The 14,634-nt window shown below is 35.1% G+C and carries 17 protein-coding genes; all 17 read right to left on the bottom strand.

Annotated elements, in window-relative coordinates:
* Positions 1-176 precede the first annotated feature (176 nt).
* The 17 genes from DT250_RS20190 to flgK all read right to left on the bottom strand — a co-directional run bounded on the left by DT250_RS20190 (position 177) and on the right by flgK (position 14,622).
* Positions 177-512, bottom strand: coding sequence for a DUF3964 family protein (locus DT250_RS20190; protein WP_149213618.1), 336 nt, complete (start codon positions 510-512; stop codon positions 177-179).
* A 49-nt stretch (positions 513-561) separates the two neighbouring features.
* Positions 562-1,899 carry a flagellar hook protein FlgE gene (flgE, locus tag DT250_RS20185; RefSeq protein ID WP_070168637.1) on the bottom strand — a complete coding sequence of 446 codons (1,338 nt, stop codon included), beginning with the start codon at positions 1,897-1,899 and terminating at the stop codon, positions 562-564.
* Between the two features lie 16 nt (positions 1,900-1,915).
* Positions 1,916-2,503, bottom strand: a complete 588-nt coding sequence (locus DT250_RS20180; protein ID WP_001143476.1) for a flagellar hook assembly protein FlgD — start codon at positions 2,501-2,503, stop codon at positions 1,916-1,918.
* Positions 2,504-2,506: 3 nt separating this feature from the next.
* Entirely contained in the window at positions 2,507-3,697 is a 1,191-nt protein-coding gene (locus DT250_RS20175) for a flagellar hook-length control protein FliK (RefSeq protein ID WP_149213617.1), read from the bottom strand.
* A 10-nt stretch (positions 3,698-3,707) separates the two neighbouring features.
* Positions 3,708-4,118: a cytoplasmic protein gene (locus tag DT250_RS20170; protein WP_097860173.1), complete on the bottom strand. Its 411-nt coding sequence runs from the start codon at positions 4,116-4,118 to the stop codon at positions 3,708-3,710.
* 116 nt (positions 4,119-4,234) lie between these two features.
* Positions 4,235-5,539: a flagellar protein export ATPase FliI gene (gene fliI / locus DT250_RS20165; protein WP_098639742.1), complete on the bottom strand. Its 1,305-nt coding sequence runs from the start codon at positions 5,537-5,539 to the stop codon at positions 4,235-4,237.
* Entirely contained in the window at positions 5,536-6,225 is a 690-nt protein-coding gene (locus DT250_RS20160; protein ID WP_149213616.1) for a FliH/SctL family protein, read from the bottom strand. The genes fliI and DT250_RS20160 overlap by 4 nt, the downstream gene beginning before the upstream one ends.
* Positions 6,212-7,216, bottom strand: coding sequence for a flagellar motor switch protein FliG (locus tag DT250_RS20155; RefSeq protein WP_000883361.1), 1,005 nt, complete (start codon positions 7,214-7,216; stop codon positions 6,212-6,214). Before DT250_RS20155 ends, DT250_RS20160 begins: the two co-directional genes overlap by 14 nt.
* 13 nt (positions 7,217-7,229) lie before the next feature.
* Positions 7,230-8,804: a flagellar M-ring protein FliF C-terminal domain-containing protein gene (locus DT250_RS20150; RefSeq protein WP_149213615.1), complete on the bottom strand. Its 1,575-nt coding sequence runs from the start codon at positions 8,802-8,804 to the stop codon at positions 7,230-7,232.
* A 22-nt stretch (positions 8,805-8,826) separates the two neighbouring features.
* Entirely contained in the window at positions 8,827-9,126 is a 300-nt protein-coding gene (gene fliE, locus DT250_RS20145; protein WP_000701682.1) for a flagellar hook-basal body complex protein FliE, read from the bottom strand.
* Positions 9,127-9,142: 16 nt separating this feature from the next.
* The gene (gene flgC / locus DT250_RS20140; RefSeq protein ID WP_000484678.1) at positions 9,143-9,556 is read right to left on the bottom strand and encodes a flagellar basal body rod protein FlgC; all 414 of its coding nucleotides are present in this window, start codon (positions 9,554-9,556) and stop codon (positions 9,143-9,145) included.
* A 20-nt stretch (positions 9,557-9,576) separates the two neighbouring features.
* Positions 9,577-9,984: a flagellar basal body rod protein FlgB gene (gene flgB / locus DT250_RS20135; protein ID WP_001113102.1), complete on the bottom strand. Its 408-nt coding sequence runs from the start codon at positions 9,982-9,984 to the stop codon at positions 9,577-9,579.
* A gap of 367 nt (positions 9,985-10,351) precedes the next feature.
* Complete coding sequence (locus DT250_RS20130; RefSeq protein WP_001058064.1) at positions 10,352-10,624, bottom strand: hypothetical protein; 273 nt, start codon at positions 10,622-10,624, stop codon at positions 10,352-10,354.
* On the bottom strand, positions 10,614-10,982 hold the full coding sequence (locus DT250_RS20125) for a flagellar export chaperone FliS (protein WP_149213614.1): 369 nt from the start codon (positions 10,980-10,982) through the stop codon (positions 10,614-10,616). The genes DT250_RS20130 and DT250_RS20125 overlap by 11 nt, the downstream gene beginning before the upstream one ends.
* Before the next feature lie 22 nt (positions 10,983-11,004).
* Positions 11,005-12,399 (bottom strand): flagellar hook-associated protein 2, encoded by a 1,395-nt coding sequence (locus DT250_RS20120; RefSeq protein WP_149213613.1) that lies wholly within the window; start codon positions 12,397-12,399, stop codon positions 11,005-11,007.
* Between the two features lie 19 nt (positions 12,400-12,418).
* Positions 12,419-13,282, bottom strand: a complete 864-nt coding sequence (locus DT250_RS20115; RefSeq protein WP_149213612.1) for a flagellar hook-associated protein 3 — start codon at positions 13,280-13,282, stop codon at positions 12,419-12,421.
* Between the two features lie 41 nt (positions 13,283-13,323).
* On the bottom strand, positions 13,324-14,622 hold the full coding sequence (gene flgK, locus DT250_RS20110; RefSeq protein ID WP_149213611.1) for a flagellar hook-associated protein FlgK: 1,299 nt from the start codon (positions 14,620-14,622) through the stop codon (positions 13,324-13,326).
* Between the last annotated feature and the right edge of the window lie 12 nt (positions 14,623-14,634).

Genomic DNA, 14,634 nt, shown 5'->3' with positions numbered 1-14,634 from the left:
TTAATCCCATATAATACTTTAAGACCACAGGTATTATTCATGCTACACTTCGTTTACATCTTCTTAAACTACTCAAGTAACTCTCCATATCTCTGTCCTTACACACTTGCCGAGACTCTATTAGGCACCGCTAACACATACCACCGGGTCCTCTCCCAAATCCTAAAAAAGGGCTTTTAAGAGTTTTTCAACAACTCCATGTTATTGAACCAAAATGCAATCTGCTGATCCGTTATCCCTGATAACGTAATAAAAAACTCACGGCACTTCATCTCGTCCTTAAACAGTTGATACTTCCATTCTCCTTCACTACCAACACTTACGAAATAAAACTCATGAATACGGCCAATGGTTGATTGCTTTTCACCAAATGAATATGGAGGCACTTGCTTAATTTCAAATTGATCCGGTAAATACACATGCTCTTCTCGTTCCATTTTTAACACTTGCTCAGCAAGTTCACGTTTATTTTCGAAAAAAGGCAATTGTAAAATTCGCTCTTGTCTTATCATACGAATAAAAAACCCTTTCTACTGCATTACAATTTTTCTTTATTATATATTATCGAATTAAGTTTACAACTTCATTTAATACTTCATCTGACACCTTAATTACTTTCGCATTTCCTTGGAATCCGCGTTGATAGAGCATTAAGTCAACAAATTCTACAGATAAATCTACGTTTGAACTTTCCTTCGCTCCACCACGTACGTTACCAGCACCATTCTCACCTGCAACTCCAATTGCTGGAATACCTGACGATGGCGTTGCAATGTAATTACCATTTCCTGATTTCATTAAACCACCTGTGTTTGGGAATGTAGCCACTGCTAATTGTCCTACAACTTTCATACTACCATCTGAATACCTCATCATAACGAAACCACCATCAGAAATAGAATAATCATTTGCAATTGCTGCTGGGCGTCCCGCTACATTTGTTGCTGTAAGTGTTTTTCCTGTTGGATAGTTTGTTAAACCACCTAAATTCAACTCTAGGTCTTTATTAGCAAATGGAATCTTTATAGTCCCACCTTGTGTAACCTCTCCTGTTTGTGGATTACGTTGCACATCTTCGTCCAGTTTTTCTAATTTACCAGTTTTATCAAATTTAATATTTTTCGTTAAAGGTGTACCGTCTTCCCCATTAACAGGCTTAAATTCTTTTTCATTTTGAGAATCATTTCTCATAGAGAATGTATATGTATATTCTCCTGGAACAGGTACATCAACTGTCTTTTCACCATCTCCATCTCCAACAGGCTCTTTTCTTGTAACCTGTTTAATATCTAAACGTAATGTGATTGAATTTCCTTCATCATCATAAATTGTAAAATCTGTTGATAGATTTGATTGATTTCTAGATAAATTTCCACCTAGTGTTGCCTTATCAGTTACACTTCCTCCTATGGCCGAACCAACAGGAAGTTTTATCGCACTTGGTTGCGATGAAAAATCTATTTCTTGTGTACCTGGTTTTACACCATACCCTAATACATATTGTCCACCTGTAGCCGTTATAAAATTGTCAGCAGATGCACCGAAAGAACCTTTTCTAGTATACTCAATATTTCCCCCGTTACGGTCCCCAACTATAAATAAACCATTTCCTTCTATTGCTGTTTCCATCTTCTCACCGGTTAAAGTAATAGAACCATCACTAAAATCTGTAGCTGTACCACTAAATTTCAAACCATTACCAATACTCTTTGGATTCGTACCGGCATAAGAGCCATCACCACGTGAACCAACAGTGTTATTATATAGTAAATCATCAAAAATAGCTTTTTGCTTCTTATATCCTGCTGTTTGCGCATTCGCAATATTATTTGAAGTAACACTTAATGCATTTTGTGTTGCACTCATCCCTGTAATACTTGTATATAACGCTTTAATCATAACTTATGTACACTCCTTATTTATTTTCTTTAACTTCCTCAGTTTCTCCAGCCGTTTCTGTATTTTCTTTTTTCTCATCTTCTGGATTTGTTTCTGTTATTGGTTTATCTGAAACTCTTTCTACAAAGCGGGTTGAGACAACTTGGTTACCAACAATAAGTTGGACATCATTATTTTCAGCAAGTCGCACTGTTTCCACTTGACCAAATACTTTTTCTCCCTTATCGTTAACACCTTTAACATACTTTCCTAAAAACTTCATCCCTCCATCAAGAGCTGTCGAATACATCGTTGCTTGAAGCTTATCAACAGCTTTCGTCATATTCTGTACTTGTTCCATAAGGGACAGTTGAGCCGTTTGATTCATCATTTGGTTTGTATCCATCGCATTAAACGGATCCTGCTGTTGAAAACTAGCTAAAAAAAGCTTTAAAAAATCATCTTTATTCATAATACCAGGTGTGTTTTGAGTACCCGTTGATACCCCGTTTGCTTTTTGAACTGGCGATTGTACACCACCGTTAACAGCTGCGTTTTTTGTTTGCGCTCCTGCTTGCAACGGAATATGATTTGTACTCGTTGTATTCAATCCAACTGTTGGCACGCTTTATCCCTCCAATAATCCCGCAAATTCTTTTGCATGTTGTTTCTCATGTTTCATACTTGCTAGTTTTTGTTTTTGCCTTTGCTCTTGTTCTCGCTGTTCTTTACGATTTTCATCTTTATCTGAATAACTAATTTGAATATTGATTTCTTTTTCTTTTAACTTTAGTCTCAATTCATCAAAAATGATTTCAACACGTTTTTTCGCATCGTGCTTTTCCATTTCTACGTGGACATCAATTTGATCTCCATGTTTTTTCATAAACACAGTTAATGTACCAAGTTTTTCTGGATTGAGCTGGAATAAAACACGTTCTTGTTTTACTACAAATTTTTGCAAAGCTTCTACTTGTGCTTCCATTTTCTTCCCTAAGTCAGGTAATGTCACTTTCTCAGTCGTTCCATTTTGTCTTACTATTGGGTCACTGCCCACTGTTTTTTGAAAAAATTCAGCTCCATGCATTTCTGAGTCATTCGCTATAACTGTTTCTTCGTTTTGAACTAATTCTTTTGCTTGAACTTTTTCAGATCCTGTAGCCGAATCCTTTGCTGAATTTTTTTCTAAATCTAGGGCTCTCTTTAATATCTCCTCATTATTTTCCTTTTTTAGAAATTCTGCGTTTTTCGGTTCTTCCTGTTTCTTTGCGATATTACAAATTTCTGTTTCTACAACTTTCAATACTTGCATCGTTTGCTCTGGCATCGTCACTTTATCTAATACCATTTGCATTGTATCTTCTAAACATATAGCATTTTTAATATTCATATTTGAAAGGAGCTCTTGTAACTGCTGTAATTCTGCTGCGGGTAATTCGTTAAGTTTTATATTTCCATATTCTTTATACAGCTCTTGTATTTTTTGTATGTATTGATATAACAATTCTGGCTGCACACGTAATTGCTCAATTGCAACCATTTGCTCAGATACAGCTAATAACAACTGTTCTGTCTCTTTTTTTTCTTCTTTCTTTACAATTGGCTCTTCTTTCGTTACTGATTGTTTAGAAAGAATATATTCTTTTTTTTCTTCTTTTGGTGCTTCTTCTCGTTTCATTTTCTCCGTTTTCGGCTGCTTTTTATTTTCCATTCTCATCGTACGATCGAATGAAGAATCTTCACTTTTTGATTGTACTTCTAGCCCTTTTTCTTTTTGCGGAGGTAAACTTTGTTGCACCGGTAATACAGACTGTATCACTATATTCACCTCATCCATTCATACACATTTTCAAATCAAGAAGCATTTTTTCTTCCTGCTTTTCTCGTACTTTAGCAAGCTTTCTACAACCTTCTTGATACATCTCATCAATGACACGTTCTTTTTCTTTTACCTGTTCTAAAAGGCTTTCATTTTTTTGAATAAATTCTTCCGTTTTTTTAATTTTCCGATTCCATTCTTCAATTCTTTCAGGTGAAAACGTATGTGACGAAAGCATGCCAGCCATTATACGCTGCCCAGTTTGTACGACTTTACTACGCGATTTCACAACATATAAATCATATTCTTTTTTTTGTTCTATTTTTCTTTTTTCAGCTGTTAATTCATACACTTCTTTCAAAATCTGTTCTTTTTCTTGATTTATTTGCAATTTTATCGTGTCGTACTGCTGCTTATCCACCTGTTTTCATAGCCCCTTCCTATTATAACGTTCTCTTTTTCTATTATATAGTTTTTTTCCAAAAAAATCTGTGAAATATTAAAAAACAAAAAAATAAGACCTCTTTGGCAGAGGTCTTATACTGTATGGTGCATCGCTTCAACAATATCATCAAATTGGAAACTATCAGATCGACCTTGTTTTAAAAACGTATTTATACCTTCTACTTTGTTTTTACATTCAAAAATATAAGCATTTTCTGCATTTTCTTGAATCGTCCCTAATTTAAAATACAATTCATTTTCTTTATAAACAGATAAGATTTTTCTCATTTCATTTGCAAGTTGCCAATGAGTTGGCGAAACGATTTCTTCCATAATCCTACTCACTGAGTCTAGCACTGAAATAGCAGGGTAATGACTAAGTGTTGCAAGCTCACGTTTTAATACAATATGTCCATCTAAAATACCACGCGCTAAATCTGGTACAGGGCCGTTTAAATCGTCTCCATCAACGAGTACGGTATAAATACCTGTTATGGATCCCTTTTGTGTTTTCCCAGAGCGCTCTAACAGCTTCTTCATATAACTTTCCATTAAGAGTGTTTTACCACCGATCGGCAACTCTTTAACGGCAATATCAACACTTCTACGCGCATCAGCAAAACGAGTAACAGAGTCCATCATAAGTAGTACGTTATTACCTTGATCACGGAAATATTCAGCAATAGACGTTGCAAGTTTCGCTGCACGAAGTTGCATTAGGTGACTTTCATCTGACGTCGCTACAACAACGACGCTTTTTCGCATTCCTTCTTCACCTAGTTCTTTTCGAATAAAGTCTTTTACTTCCCGGCCACGTTCTCCTACTAAGCTAATAACATTAATGTCAGCTTTTGCATTTTTTGCAATCATTCCGAGTAAAGTAGATTTACCAACACCAGAACCTGCAAAAATACCAATCTTTTGACCGATGCCAATTGTTAGCATAGAATCAATCGATTTGATTCCAGTTTCAAATACATCGGTAATTTCTTCACGTTCAAATGCATGAATAGGCGGGGCATCTAGTTTTATTTTTTGTAATGGAATATTCTCTGCATCCTCATTTAGTACTTCGCCATTTGCGCTTAACACTTTTCCGAGTAAATGATTCCCACGAGGTATGACAACATCCTCTGCAACTAATGTAACTGAATCTCCATAACATACTTTTTCTGTTTGCTCAAATGGAAGTAGCATATTGTTTTCTTTTTCAATCGCAATCACTTCACATAAAACATTATGTTCCCCAACGAAACAAACATCTCCAATTTTCGCCTTTGGCCCTTTCGCTACGAAAAACTGTTCTTGTACACTATGAACTTTACCGACTTTCGTATAAAACGGGGTTTCAATAAACGTATTCCATTTACTATGTTCGTTCATGAGCTTGTTATTCATACATTTTGCTCCTCAAATAACTTCCCCTCTTCCCATTTCTGGCGAAGTTTCGCAAATATAGGTGCAAATTTAAATTCAAAGAACTCTTTCTCTTCTTCCAGAACAAATTCACCGAACTGCAAGGAGAAATCGTATTTCCATTCTACTAATTGTAGTAACCAATACTCTTTCGTATTTTCCTTCTCTTCTTGAATACGTTCAAATGTTTCTGGATGTACTGTAATGACTAATTTTTCAAAAGAAGTAGGCAACGTTTGAACGATGCCAGTTAAAACGGGTAACACATCAAGCAATCGTGAATCTACTGCTTGATTCACGATTTTTTCTGCTAGATGAAAAGATTGATTCCATAATAACTCTGTCCATTCATATGCTGTTTCTTGTTGTTCTTGTTGAAACTGCATACGTGCTACTTCCATCTGTTCCATTTGTTCATGAATATACATTTGAAATTGTTCTTTATCTTGCAATAGTTGTTGACGCTCTCGTTCTAGCGTTTGCTGTTCTTGCCTTAATTGATTCATTTCCATATGTAACGATTCTTGCTGCACGCGAAGTTCTGCATGATCAACTTGTGATTCTTCCTCTTCTATATGAACTGAGGCTGGCTTTGGGTATTGTAATTCATACGTTTCTTCAGAAAAAGAAACAGAATTCTTCGGAATTCTGTTTTTAAATAAGGACATCATCTTCACCTCTTTGAACGATAATTCTTCCTTCCTTCTCTAGCTTTTTCACTGTGCCTGTAATCGTTTGCTGTGCCTTTTCAGCATCCGTCATCTTAAGCGGTCCTAAGCCATCTAATTCTTCTAGAATCATCTCTTTACGGTTTGAAGACATACATGTAAATAATTTCTCTTTAATTTCTTCTTTTGCTATTTTAAGTGCTTTCGCAATAACACCATTATCTGTAATTTCTTCTAATACACGACGAAGTGCAAGATCTTCAAGTCCGAGTAAGTCTTCAAATACAAACATGTTTTCTTTAATTTTCTCAGATAACTCATAATCCATTTCATCCAGCTTTTGAAAGACTGTTTTTTCAACACCTCGTGAAACGTTATTTAAAATGTTTACTATTGTTTTCAAGCCATCCGTTTTATTAATTGCATTAAATGCCATATTATTTAATTTTGATTTTAATAAATCACCAATTTGATTTATTAATTCACCATCAACTTGCTCTAGCTTCGCAATCCCCATTACCGTTTCTACTCGCTTATGATCTGGTAATCTCTCAATTAATTGAGAAGCAAGCTGCGGTTTAATATAAGAAGCGATAATTGCAATTGTTTGTGGTGACTCATCATTAAGTACAGTAAGAAGTGGTTCTAAATCTGTAAGTGAATTTAAGAATTCAAACGGATTATCTTTGTTATACCAAAGATCTTCCAATAATTTTTCTAGTTCGTCTTCTGGCATATTTTTAAATATGCGACGAATATATTCTTTATCCGGAGTCACTAGGTTTAATTCTTTTACATTTAATTCATATAAGAACTCCCCTAGTACATTTTCTAACGTTTCCGGTTTATATACACGAAACTTCGCGATTTCACGAAGTAATACTTCTTTTTCCTCAGCCGTCATATATTCAATGACTTTTGCTGCCACCCCTTCTTCTAATGTACGAATAAGGATGGCAGCTTTTTCTTTGGAGGAGATTTCATCTAACATCGTTGTTCCTCCCTTACTGTCCATTTAACCATTTTTTAATTACTTTTGCAGTTCCTTCTACATGCTCTTTCGTAGCATCATGCACTTGTTCATCTAACGTTGGTTCTTTCGGTTCTTCTGGTTCTGGTTTTGATTCCGGTACTATTTTTTCTTCAGGAATTTCCATAATACTTTCACTACTTGCAGCAATTTCCTCTTCTGCTAAGTATTCTTCATATTCCTCTTCTTCTTTCTTTCTCTTACGTCTTGCTAATAAGAACCATACTAGACCACCAATCGCTAATAAACCAGCTGGAATTCCACCGAATAACCACCAGTTTATACCGCTTTCTTCTGGTTCTTTCTTCTTCTCTTCTTTCGGCTGATCAAACTGAACAGTTACAACGTTAACTTGACCGTTTGTAAAGTTTCCATTCGGATCAGCTTGAAGCCCAGCAGCTGTGCCGATTGCTTCTTTGAAAGTAGTCATATCTATTTTTCGTTTTACTAACGTATCGTTGTCTACCCATACTACAACATTTGTTTTCGTTAATTCTGGGTGTTTCTTAATTGTTTCAACTGTTTTATCTATTTCATAGTTTTCAATTTTGTTACCATTTTTATTATCATAGACGATTTTACCATTTTGATTATTGTTCGTACCGTAATTTGGTACTTCACCGTTCGCTGTAATACCAGCGCCTTGTTTCGTCTCTGCTCCTTCTTGTGCAGTAGAGCTTTCTTCTTGCTCTTGTTTACTACGAAGTACACCTTTATCACCATATTTTTCTGACTGGCGTGTAACTTCATCATAGTTTACAGACACTTTCGTATTCACTTTATATTCATTCGGTTTAAACATCGTCATTAATGTTGCATCAATATCTTGCTTTAATTTACCTTCAATTTGTTGCTGCATCTCTACTTCTTTTTCATAAGAAGAGGAACTAGTGGAATGTGCTTCATCTGCTCCTTTTGAGATAATACCTTTTTTGCTATCAATCACACTTACTTCTTCTGCTTTTACACCTGGAACTGCTGCACTAATCATTTGCTGTATACCTGCAACCTGATCTGCCGTTAATAATTGGCCACGTTTCACTCCAACCGTAATCGCAGCTGTTCCTTTTGCTTTTTCTTCATCAAAAATTGTCTCTTTTTCAGGTAATGTAATTTGAACATTCGCCGTTTCAACTGTCGCAAAGTTTCTTACGATATCTTGCTCCAATTGCTTTTTCGTACCGACAATTTGCTTCATTTTTTTATCTTGCTCACTTGATCCGAGCGAGCTTTCTAATAAAATTTCCTCACCGCTTTTAGAATTAAACGGTAAGCCCATTCCATTCATTTCTTTTCGAACCCATGGAGCATCATTCTTTTGCACACGAATCGAACCATCGGCCGCTAATTGATAATCGACACCTAACTTCGATAATTCTGCTGTAATCTCTTGCTTATCTGCATCATTTAAATTTTGATATACAACAACATATTTATCTGGCAAGGTGAAGTATAAAAGTGCTCCTGTTACAATCGCTAAAAGCGCAGCACCGATTACTAACTTATGCCACGTTTTTAACGATTGGATAACATTTTTTATCTTTTCCATTTAAACACACCCGTCCACTTTCCTAAATTTGCATATTAATTAGTGACTTATAATTTTCAATAAGATTATCACGTACGAGAGCAGCCGTTTTCATTTGAGACTCAGCCTTCTTCTGCTGAATTAAAACGTCATGCGTTTCCCCTACCCCTTTAGTTAGTAAATCGTATACTGCTGTTTGCGCATTGTTTTGCGTTTGATTCATATCTTCCAATAAATCAATAAACTTTTTCCCCTCAACTACAGATGTTTGAGACGTTTTCGGTGCACCAATTGACTGAATTGCTCCAAATGGTTGCGTATTTAACATTGGTTGGATTTTCATATTACTATATTCCCCCTTATCCTCGGCCAATTTCTAAATCTTTATCAAGCATTTTCTTATTCGCATTTAATACACTTGTATTTGCTTCGTACATTTTTTGGGCAACCATTACATTCGTCATTTCAGCAGTCACATCAATATTTGGATAACGTACATATCCTTCTTCATTTGCATGCGGATGTGTTGGATCATACACTAAGTTTTCCGTTTTGTCTGCCTCAATACTTTTTATTTTTACTCCATTTGTAGGAGACCCCTCTAACATATTTGCAAAACTATTGTTTGATTCTAGCACTACACTACGACGCTCATATAAATCTGCCCCCGGAGCAGCCGTTGTATTTGCATTTACAATATTGTTAGAAGTAACTTCCATCCACTTTCTCGCTGTCGTTAGCCCTGAGCCACTTGCATTAATTGCCTGAAACATTGTTGTCTCTCCTTCTACTTTTAACGTCCGCGTGCCGCTTGGTTAATTGCATATTGTGTATTAATCGCGTTAATTGAAATACCGTATAACTGATTTGCTTTCATTAGATCTAGCATTTCTGTCGTTACATCCACACTATTTCCATCTTTATTCGTTTGCATTGATTTTGTTTGCATCTTTGCATATGTATTTTTCGTATTCACTGTCGGCAAGTGCATTTCATTCGTTTGATATAAATTTGGATTGCTCTTTAAGTCTGCAGCATTGTTCTTATATAATGCACTACTTTTATTCATTTGCTCAGCAAATGTTACATCTTGCGCTTTATAGCCGGGTGTATTTGCATTTGCAATATTACTAGAAACAGTATTTCGTTTCGTCACTAAATAATTCATATAATGCCCTACATCACTCACTAAATCTGGCATATTCCACACCCTTTCTTTTTTAACTTAATAATCCACTGATGGAAGTTTCACTTCATTATTTATTTTCTTATATGTGTTTATTAAAATATTAACAATCATGTACCCTTACATATTTTATTCCATTTTTCCATTGTTGTCTTTAGGAAAATACAAAAATATAAAAAAGAATACAAAAAACTGTATACACGCAATAATCTACGGAACATTTCAATATATGATCTACAAACTAAAGTTCATTTTTACATTATTTAGATTACTACTATTTTTCATTACAGTCATAAAATGAAACCTCAATCAGCGGAAGTCTTTATTTAAACAAAGGAATGGATCCCCTCTTAAAAGGGGAATCCGTTTCTAAACTCTATCACTAAAATTTACCGTAGAATGAATTAGCTTTCATGCGCCCATCATTTGTCATAATCATTTCTTCCAAAATCTTTTGCTTATCTCGAATATGCTGTGCCGCCTTAATAATGAATGGGCTTACTTCTGCTGCAACTTGCGCACGTGTTTCCTCATCCAATGTCATCATCCAGCGATTTAACATCTCACTCTTCTCAGCAAACTCTCCATCTGATACTAGCAATTCACCGATTTCATTAAAACAGCCGACAAACGCCCGATAAATATCATTGTTCATTTTCAAGTGCTCCGCGGTAACCGTCTATTAAATCTTGTAACACTTTCACAATCGCATCCATGTCTTTTGCTTCACGCGTTACTTTCATCGCTTGAATTTGTATGCTAATCCAATCATATAAACCAAATAAACTATCATATAAATCTTTCGTAATTTCAGGATTCAATTGAAGCTTTAATTCTTCAAAAATGCGTTCTAACTTTTCGAGAAGTGCATCTCCTTCTTGTAGTTTAAAAGTATGTAAAAGTTCTTCTAAATTACGAAACTCTACAATACATCTTTCATAAATAAAAATTGTATTTTTAATCGGATTACTCGTCATAATATCATTTTGCATATAACGTTGCCATGCTTGCATACGATCACTTCCTCAACTTTCATTAATCATCACTTTTTTGTTTTGTCATTGCTTTAATTGTTTTTAGTTGGCTATCCAGCGCCGCTAACGTACTTTCTAACTTTTGATACTTTTTCACAATTTCATCTTGTTTTTGCAAGTTTTGCGTTTCAATATCTTTAATCTTTTTATCTAAATCACTTACACGTGAATCAATGTTTTTTACACGTTCTCCAACTACACCTTTATCACCAAATAATTTATCAAGTGGCTCTTCCATCATTTTCCCTAAACCGTTAGAGCTGAAGAAAAATTGCTTCGCTGCATCTGGTTTTTCTTTTAACGCTTTCGTTAATGCTTCGTCATTAACTTCCATCGTGCCATCTTGCTTTAATTGAATACCAAATGTGAATAAATAATTGCCATCTTGTGAAAATGTTACAACATTGTTCATCGCTTGACGTACACTTTGCATAATGGCTTGACCTTGGAAAGCTCCACCTTTACCAGCAAAGATATCCACTGTAGAAACAGCTTTATTATAATCCGCAACCATCTTTTTAATAACATTTGATGCGTCTGTTACGTTTGAGTCATTTACTGTGAATTTTAGATCTATGCCTTTTGCTTTTGGTTCTGTTGTTGTTGTACCTGCATCTGGTGTTCCTTCTACTTTCGGTTCAGTTACTTTCAATAATTCAATTTTCACACCTGGAAGTGTTTCAATTGTATTGCTCGGACTTGTACCATCAATACCATTAATAGTATATTTTGCATCCAACGCTTCATTAATAGTATTTAATTTCATTTCCGTTGTAGATTCCACTTTCGAATAAAATAATTCTGTAAGTACATTAGGCGGTGTCTTTTCTAATTTAATTTCATTCGTTGCCCCTTCATTTTTCGAGGTCATGAAAATTTTATTTCCAAGTGTATAAGCTGATACACCATAATCTCCATCATTAATTTTGTTAATTAAATCTTTATATGTCATATCAGTTGTTACTTTTAGTTCTTTATCACCTAGTTTTAATGTTTCATCTTTAGGAAGCTTTGCATTTATATCTTTAATTTCATTTGAAGCTATTTGATGACGCTGTGCAAGCTGTGTAATCGTCATATTAAAAGTACCCGCAATCGCACCACCATCAGCTTTTACATCTATATAGCCTTCTTGCGTTGTCGTTACTTTTTTTTCATTACCTTTAAAAGCTGCTAAGTTTTTAAAAGTTTGTGTGAAAGAGCTAAATTCCGATTTCAAACTTGTATATAGTAGTTTATCATTTGTAAGGTCGTTCTTTTCTTTCGTATACGGTGTTTTCCTCATATCTAACGCTTGCAGCTCTAATTCTACTAAGTTAGAAGTATCAATTATATTATTTCCAAGGTTCCAAATCTGTTGTCTACCACCAATACCTGTCATCGTTGTTCCTGCCATTTTTCTCACTCCTTGTAGATTACATGTAGTCTAAAATACTCGTTTTACTCATCGTACTAACTGCTTTAAGCGTCGCTTCATACGTCGCATTAATATATGCTAAGTCAGAAATTGCTACCGCTAAATCGACATCTTCAATGTCTTTACGGTTCTCTTGAAGCGCTAAATTTTGCTCACTTAAAATTGTTTTAAACGTCTCCATTGTGTTCATTGTTGAACCGACTTCAGTTGTACGATTAATGATGCCATCTAAATTTTTCTTATTTTCTCCTAATAAAGGCTGTAATGCTTTTTGGTCACCTTTTTGCATCGCTTCACTCATCTGTTTTAACGTTTTTATAACAGGGGATAATAGCGCATCTCCGTTACGAAATGCTTTTAATTCATAACCGTCATTTAGTTGCCAGTTCACATCATTTTGTCCACCTTGATACGTACCATTTTCTGTAAATGGCGGCTTTTCTGCACTATCACCACCGAAAATATAACGACCTTGCTCTTTCGTATTCGCTAAATATACAACTTGTTTTAAAATTTGATCAATCTCTGCACCGATGGCTTTCAATTCTTTTTCACCATTTTGCTCACTTAATGCCTGCACCGTTAATTGATCTGCTCTCGTTAAAGATTTAAAAATACCTTGTAAAGTATTTTCAGTTTGTGTTAACACATTTTTCGAATCCGCTATATCTTTTTGCATTTGTTCAATATTCGCCAAAGAATGTTGAATCGCAAATGATTTACTTGCCGCAAGTGGATCTTCACTCATAAGAAGGTTTTTCTTCCCTGAAGTTACTTGATTTCGGTGGTATTGCTGTTGCACATTTAAATCCATTAACTGATTCTTTGCCCAACTTGCATTTTGAAATGTAGATACTCTCATTTCTATCTCCTCCTTTTATATTTCCAGTCAATTACTATCACCTATCGAATAATTGAAAACAGGCTATCAAACACTTCATTCATCGTCGTCATAGCTTTAGAGTTTGCGACGAAGTATTTTTGGAAAGCCATTAAATTAACCATTTCCTCTTCCATATTCACACCTTCGATGCCCATCTTTTCTTGCTGAATTCCCTCTAATAAATCCCCATGAATTTTTTGATAAGCATTTACTGCACTTTTATCAGATGCAAGACCAACTACGAATTGGTCTAATGCTTGTTTATATGAAAGACCTACTTTATAATCTCCGTCTGTAATTGCTGCTAGTTTATTTGCTGTTTCAGCTGATATTTTCATTTTCGAAATATCTTTTGCAAATTCAGGGTTTAATTTCATATCTTTCGCTTGATCACCAACGAAGAACTCTTTCCCCATTACTGTGTTCACTTCATTCTTTACAGAACTCATTAATTCTTCAAGGTTTTTCTTATAACTAGCAATCTTTGCTTTCGTATCGATTGCTGATTGGATTGCTCCACTAGCTAAGGGAATTTCCAAACCATAAATCTCAACTGACATTGGTTCTTTTTCTTTATTTAATTGAAGTGGGTATGCATCTTGCCCATTTACCGTTAAAGCACCATTCATTCTAACACTCGCCATATTAGGATTCATAGATTCATAAGATACTTCTATATTTGCATACTTAGACATCTCTGTAATGATACGATCACGTTCATCTAAAAGTTGATTCGGTACTTGTGTACCTGCTTCTCCAATTTTTTTATTCGCCTCCGCTAAATTAGCAGCAAGACGATTAAATTCATTAACATGTGCTTCAATATCTTCTGTCGTCTGCAATTCCACTGAATCTAAATTTTTCGCAAGACGATTTACTTGACTTGTAAATTTTCCAGTTTCAGAAATTAATGTATCATAGTAGTTTGGTTGTTCTGGATTTTTTGCCACTTCACGAAAAGCATTAAAGAAGCCATCCATTAAACTAGATAATGAATTCTTTCCTGTCGTTCCAGCCATAGACTCTACACGTGATAAAGTCGAATTCATGTAGTTATAGTACGAGAGTTGAGATAATTGATCGTTAAACTGTTTCGTCTTCACTTCATCAGTAATACGGTCAACGCCTAACGTTTGTACACCGTAACCTATTTTTTGTTCCGGTGAATAGCCTTGACTTGCTCCAGCCGATCCGTAATTCGCCATTTGACGCACATAACCAGGCGTATGAATGTTAGATAAATTTTGTTTCGTCGTTTGTAATCCCATTTGTGCCGCTAACAAACCCGATAACGGCGTATTATAATCAGATAGTCTCATAATGCTTCACTT

The sequence above is a fragment of the Bacillus sp. AR2-1 genome, from assembly GCF_008368755.1.
Classification (GTDB): domain Bacteria; phylum Bacillota; class Bacilli; order Bacillales; family Bacillaceae_G; genus Bacillus_A; species Bacillus_A wiedmannii.
The sequence above is the reverse complement of the archived record's forward strand: the minus strand, read 5'-3'. Positions and strand labels throughout refer to the sequence as shown.

Bases quoted from the DNA above. Each gene is read 5' to 3' on its own strand.
- DT250_RS20190 (WP_149213618.1), bottom strand. From the start codon at position 512: ATGATAAGACAAGAGCGAATTTTACAATTGCCTTTTTTCGAAAATAAA.
- flgE (WP_070168637.1), bottom strand. From the start codon at position 1,899: ATGATTAAAGCGTTATATACAAGTATTACAGGGATGAGTGCAACACAA.
- fliI (WP_098639742.1), bottom strand. From the start codon at position 5,539: ATGAATAACAAGCTCATGAACGAACATAGTAAATGGAATACGTTTATT.
- DT250_RS20160 (WP_149213616.1), bottom strand. From the start codon at position 6,225: ATGTCCTTATTTAAAAACAGAATTCCGAAGAATTCTGTTTCTTTTTCT.
- DT250_RS20155 (WP_000883361.1), bottom strand. From the start codon at position 7,216: ATGTTAGATGAAATCTCCTCCAAAGAAAAAGCTGCCATCCTTATTCGT.
- DT250_RS20150 (WP_149213615.1), bottom strand. From the start codon at position 8,804: ATGGAAAAGATAAAAAATGTTATCCAATCGTTAAAAACGTGGCATAAG.
- fliE (WP_000701682.1), bottom strand. From the start codon at position 9,126: ATGAAAATCCAACCAATGTTAAATACGCAACCATTTGGAGCAATTCAG.
- flgC (WP_000484678.1), bottom strand. From the start codon at position 9,556: ATGTTTCAGGCAATTAATGCAAGTGGCTCAGGGCTAACGACAGCGAGA.
- flgB (WP_001113102.1), bottom strand. From the start codon at position 9,984: ATGCCAGATTTAGTGAGTGATGTAGGGCATTATATGAATTATTTAGTG.
- DT250_RS20130 (WP_001058064.1), bottom strand. From the start codon at position 10,624: ATGAACAATGATATTTATCGGGCGTTTGTCGGCTGTTTTAATGAAATC.
- DT250_RS20125 (WP_149213614.1), bottom strand. From the start codon at position 10,982: ATGCAAGCATGGCAACGTTATATGCAAAATGATATTATGACGAGTAAT.
- DT250_RS20120 (WP_149213613.1), bottom strand. From the start codon at position 12,399: ATGGCAGGAACAACGATGACAGGTATTGGTGGTAGACAACAGATTTGG.
- DT250_RS20115 (WP_149213612.1), bottom strand. From the start codon at position 13,282: ATGAGAGTATCTACATTTCAAAATGCAAGTTGGGCAAAGAATCAGTTA.
- flgK (WP_149213611.1), bottom strand. From the start codon at position 14,622: ATGAGACTATCTGATTATAATACGCCGTTATCGGGTTTGTTAGCGGCA.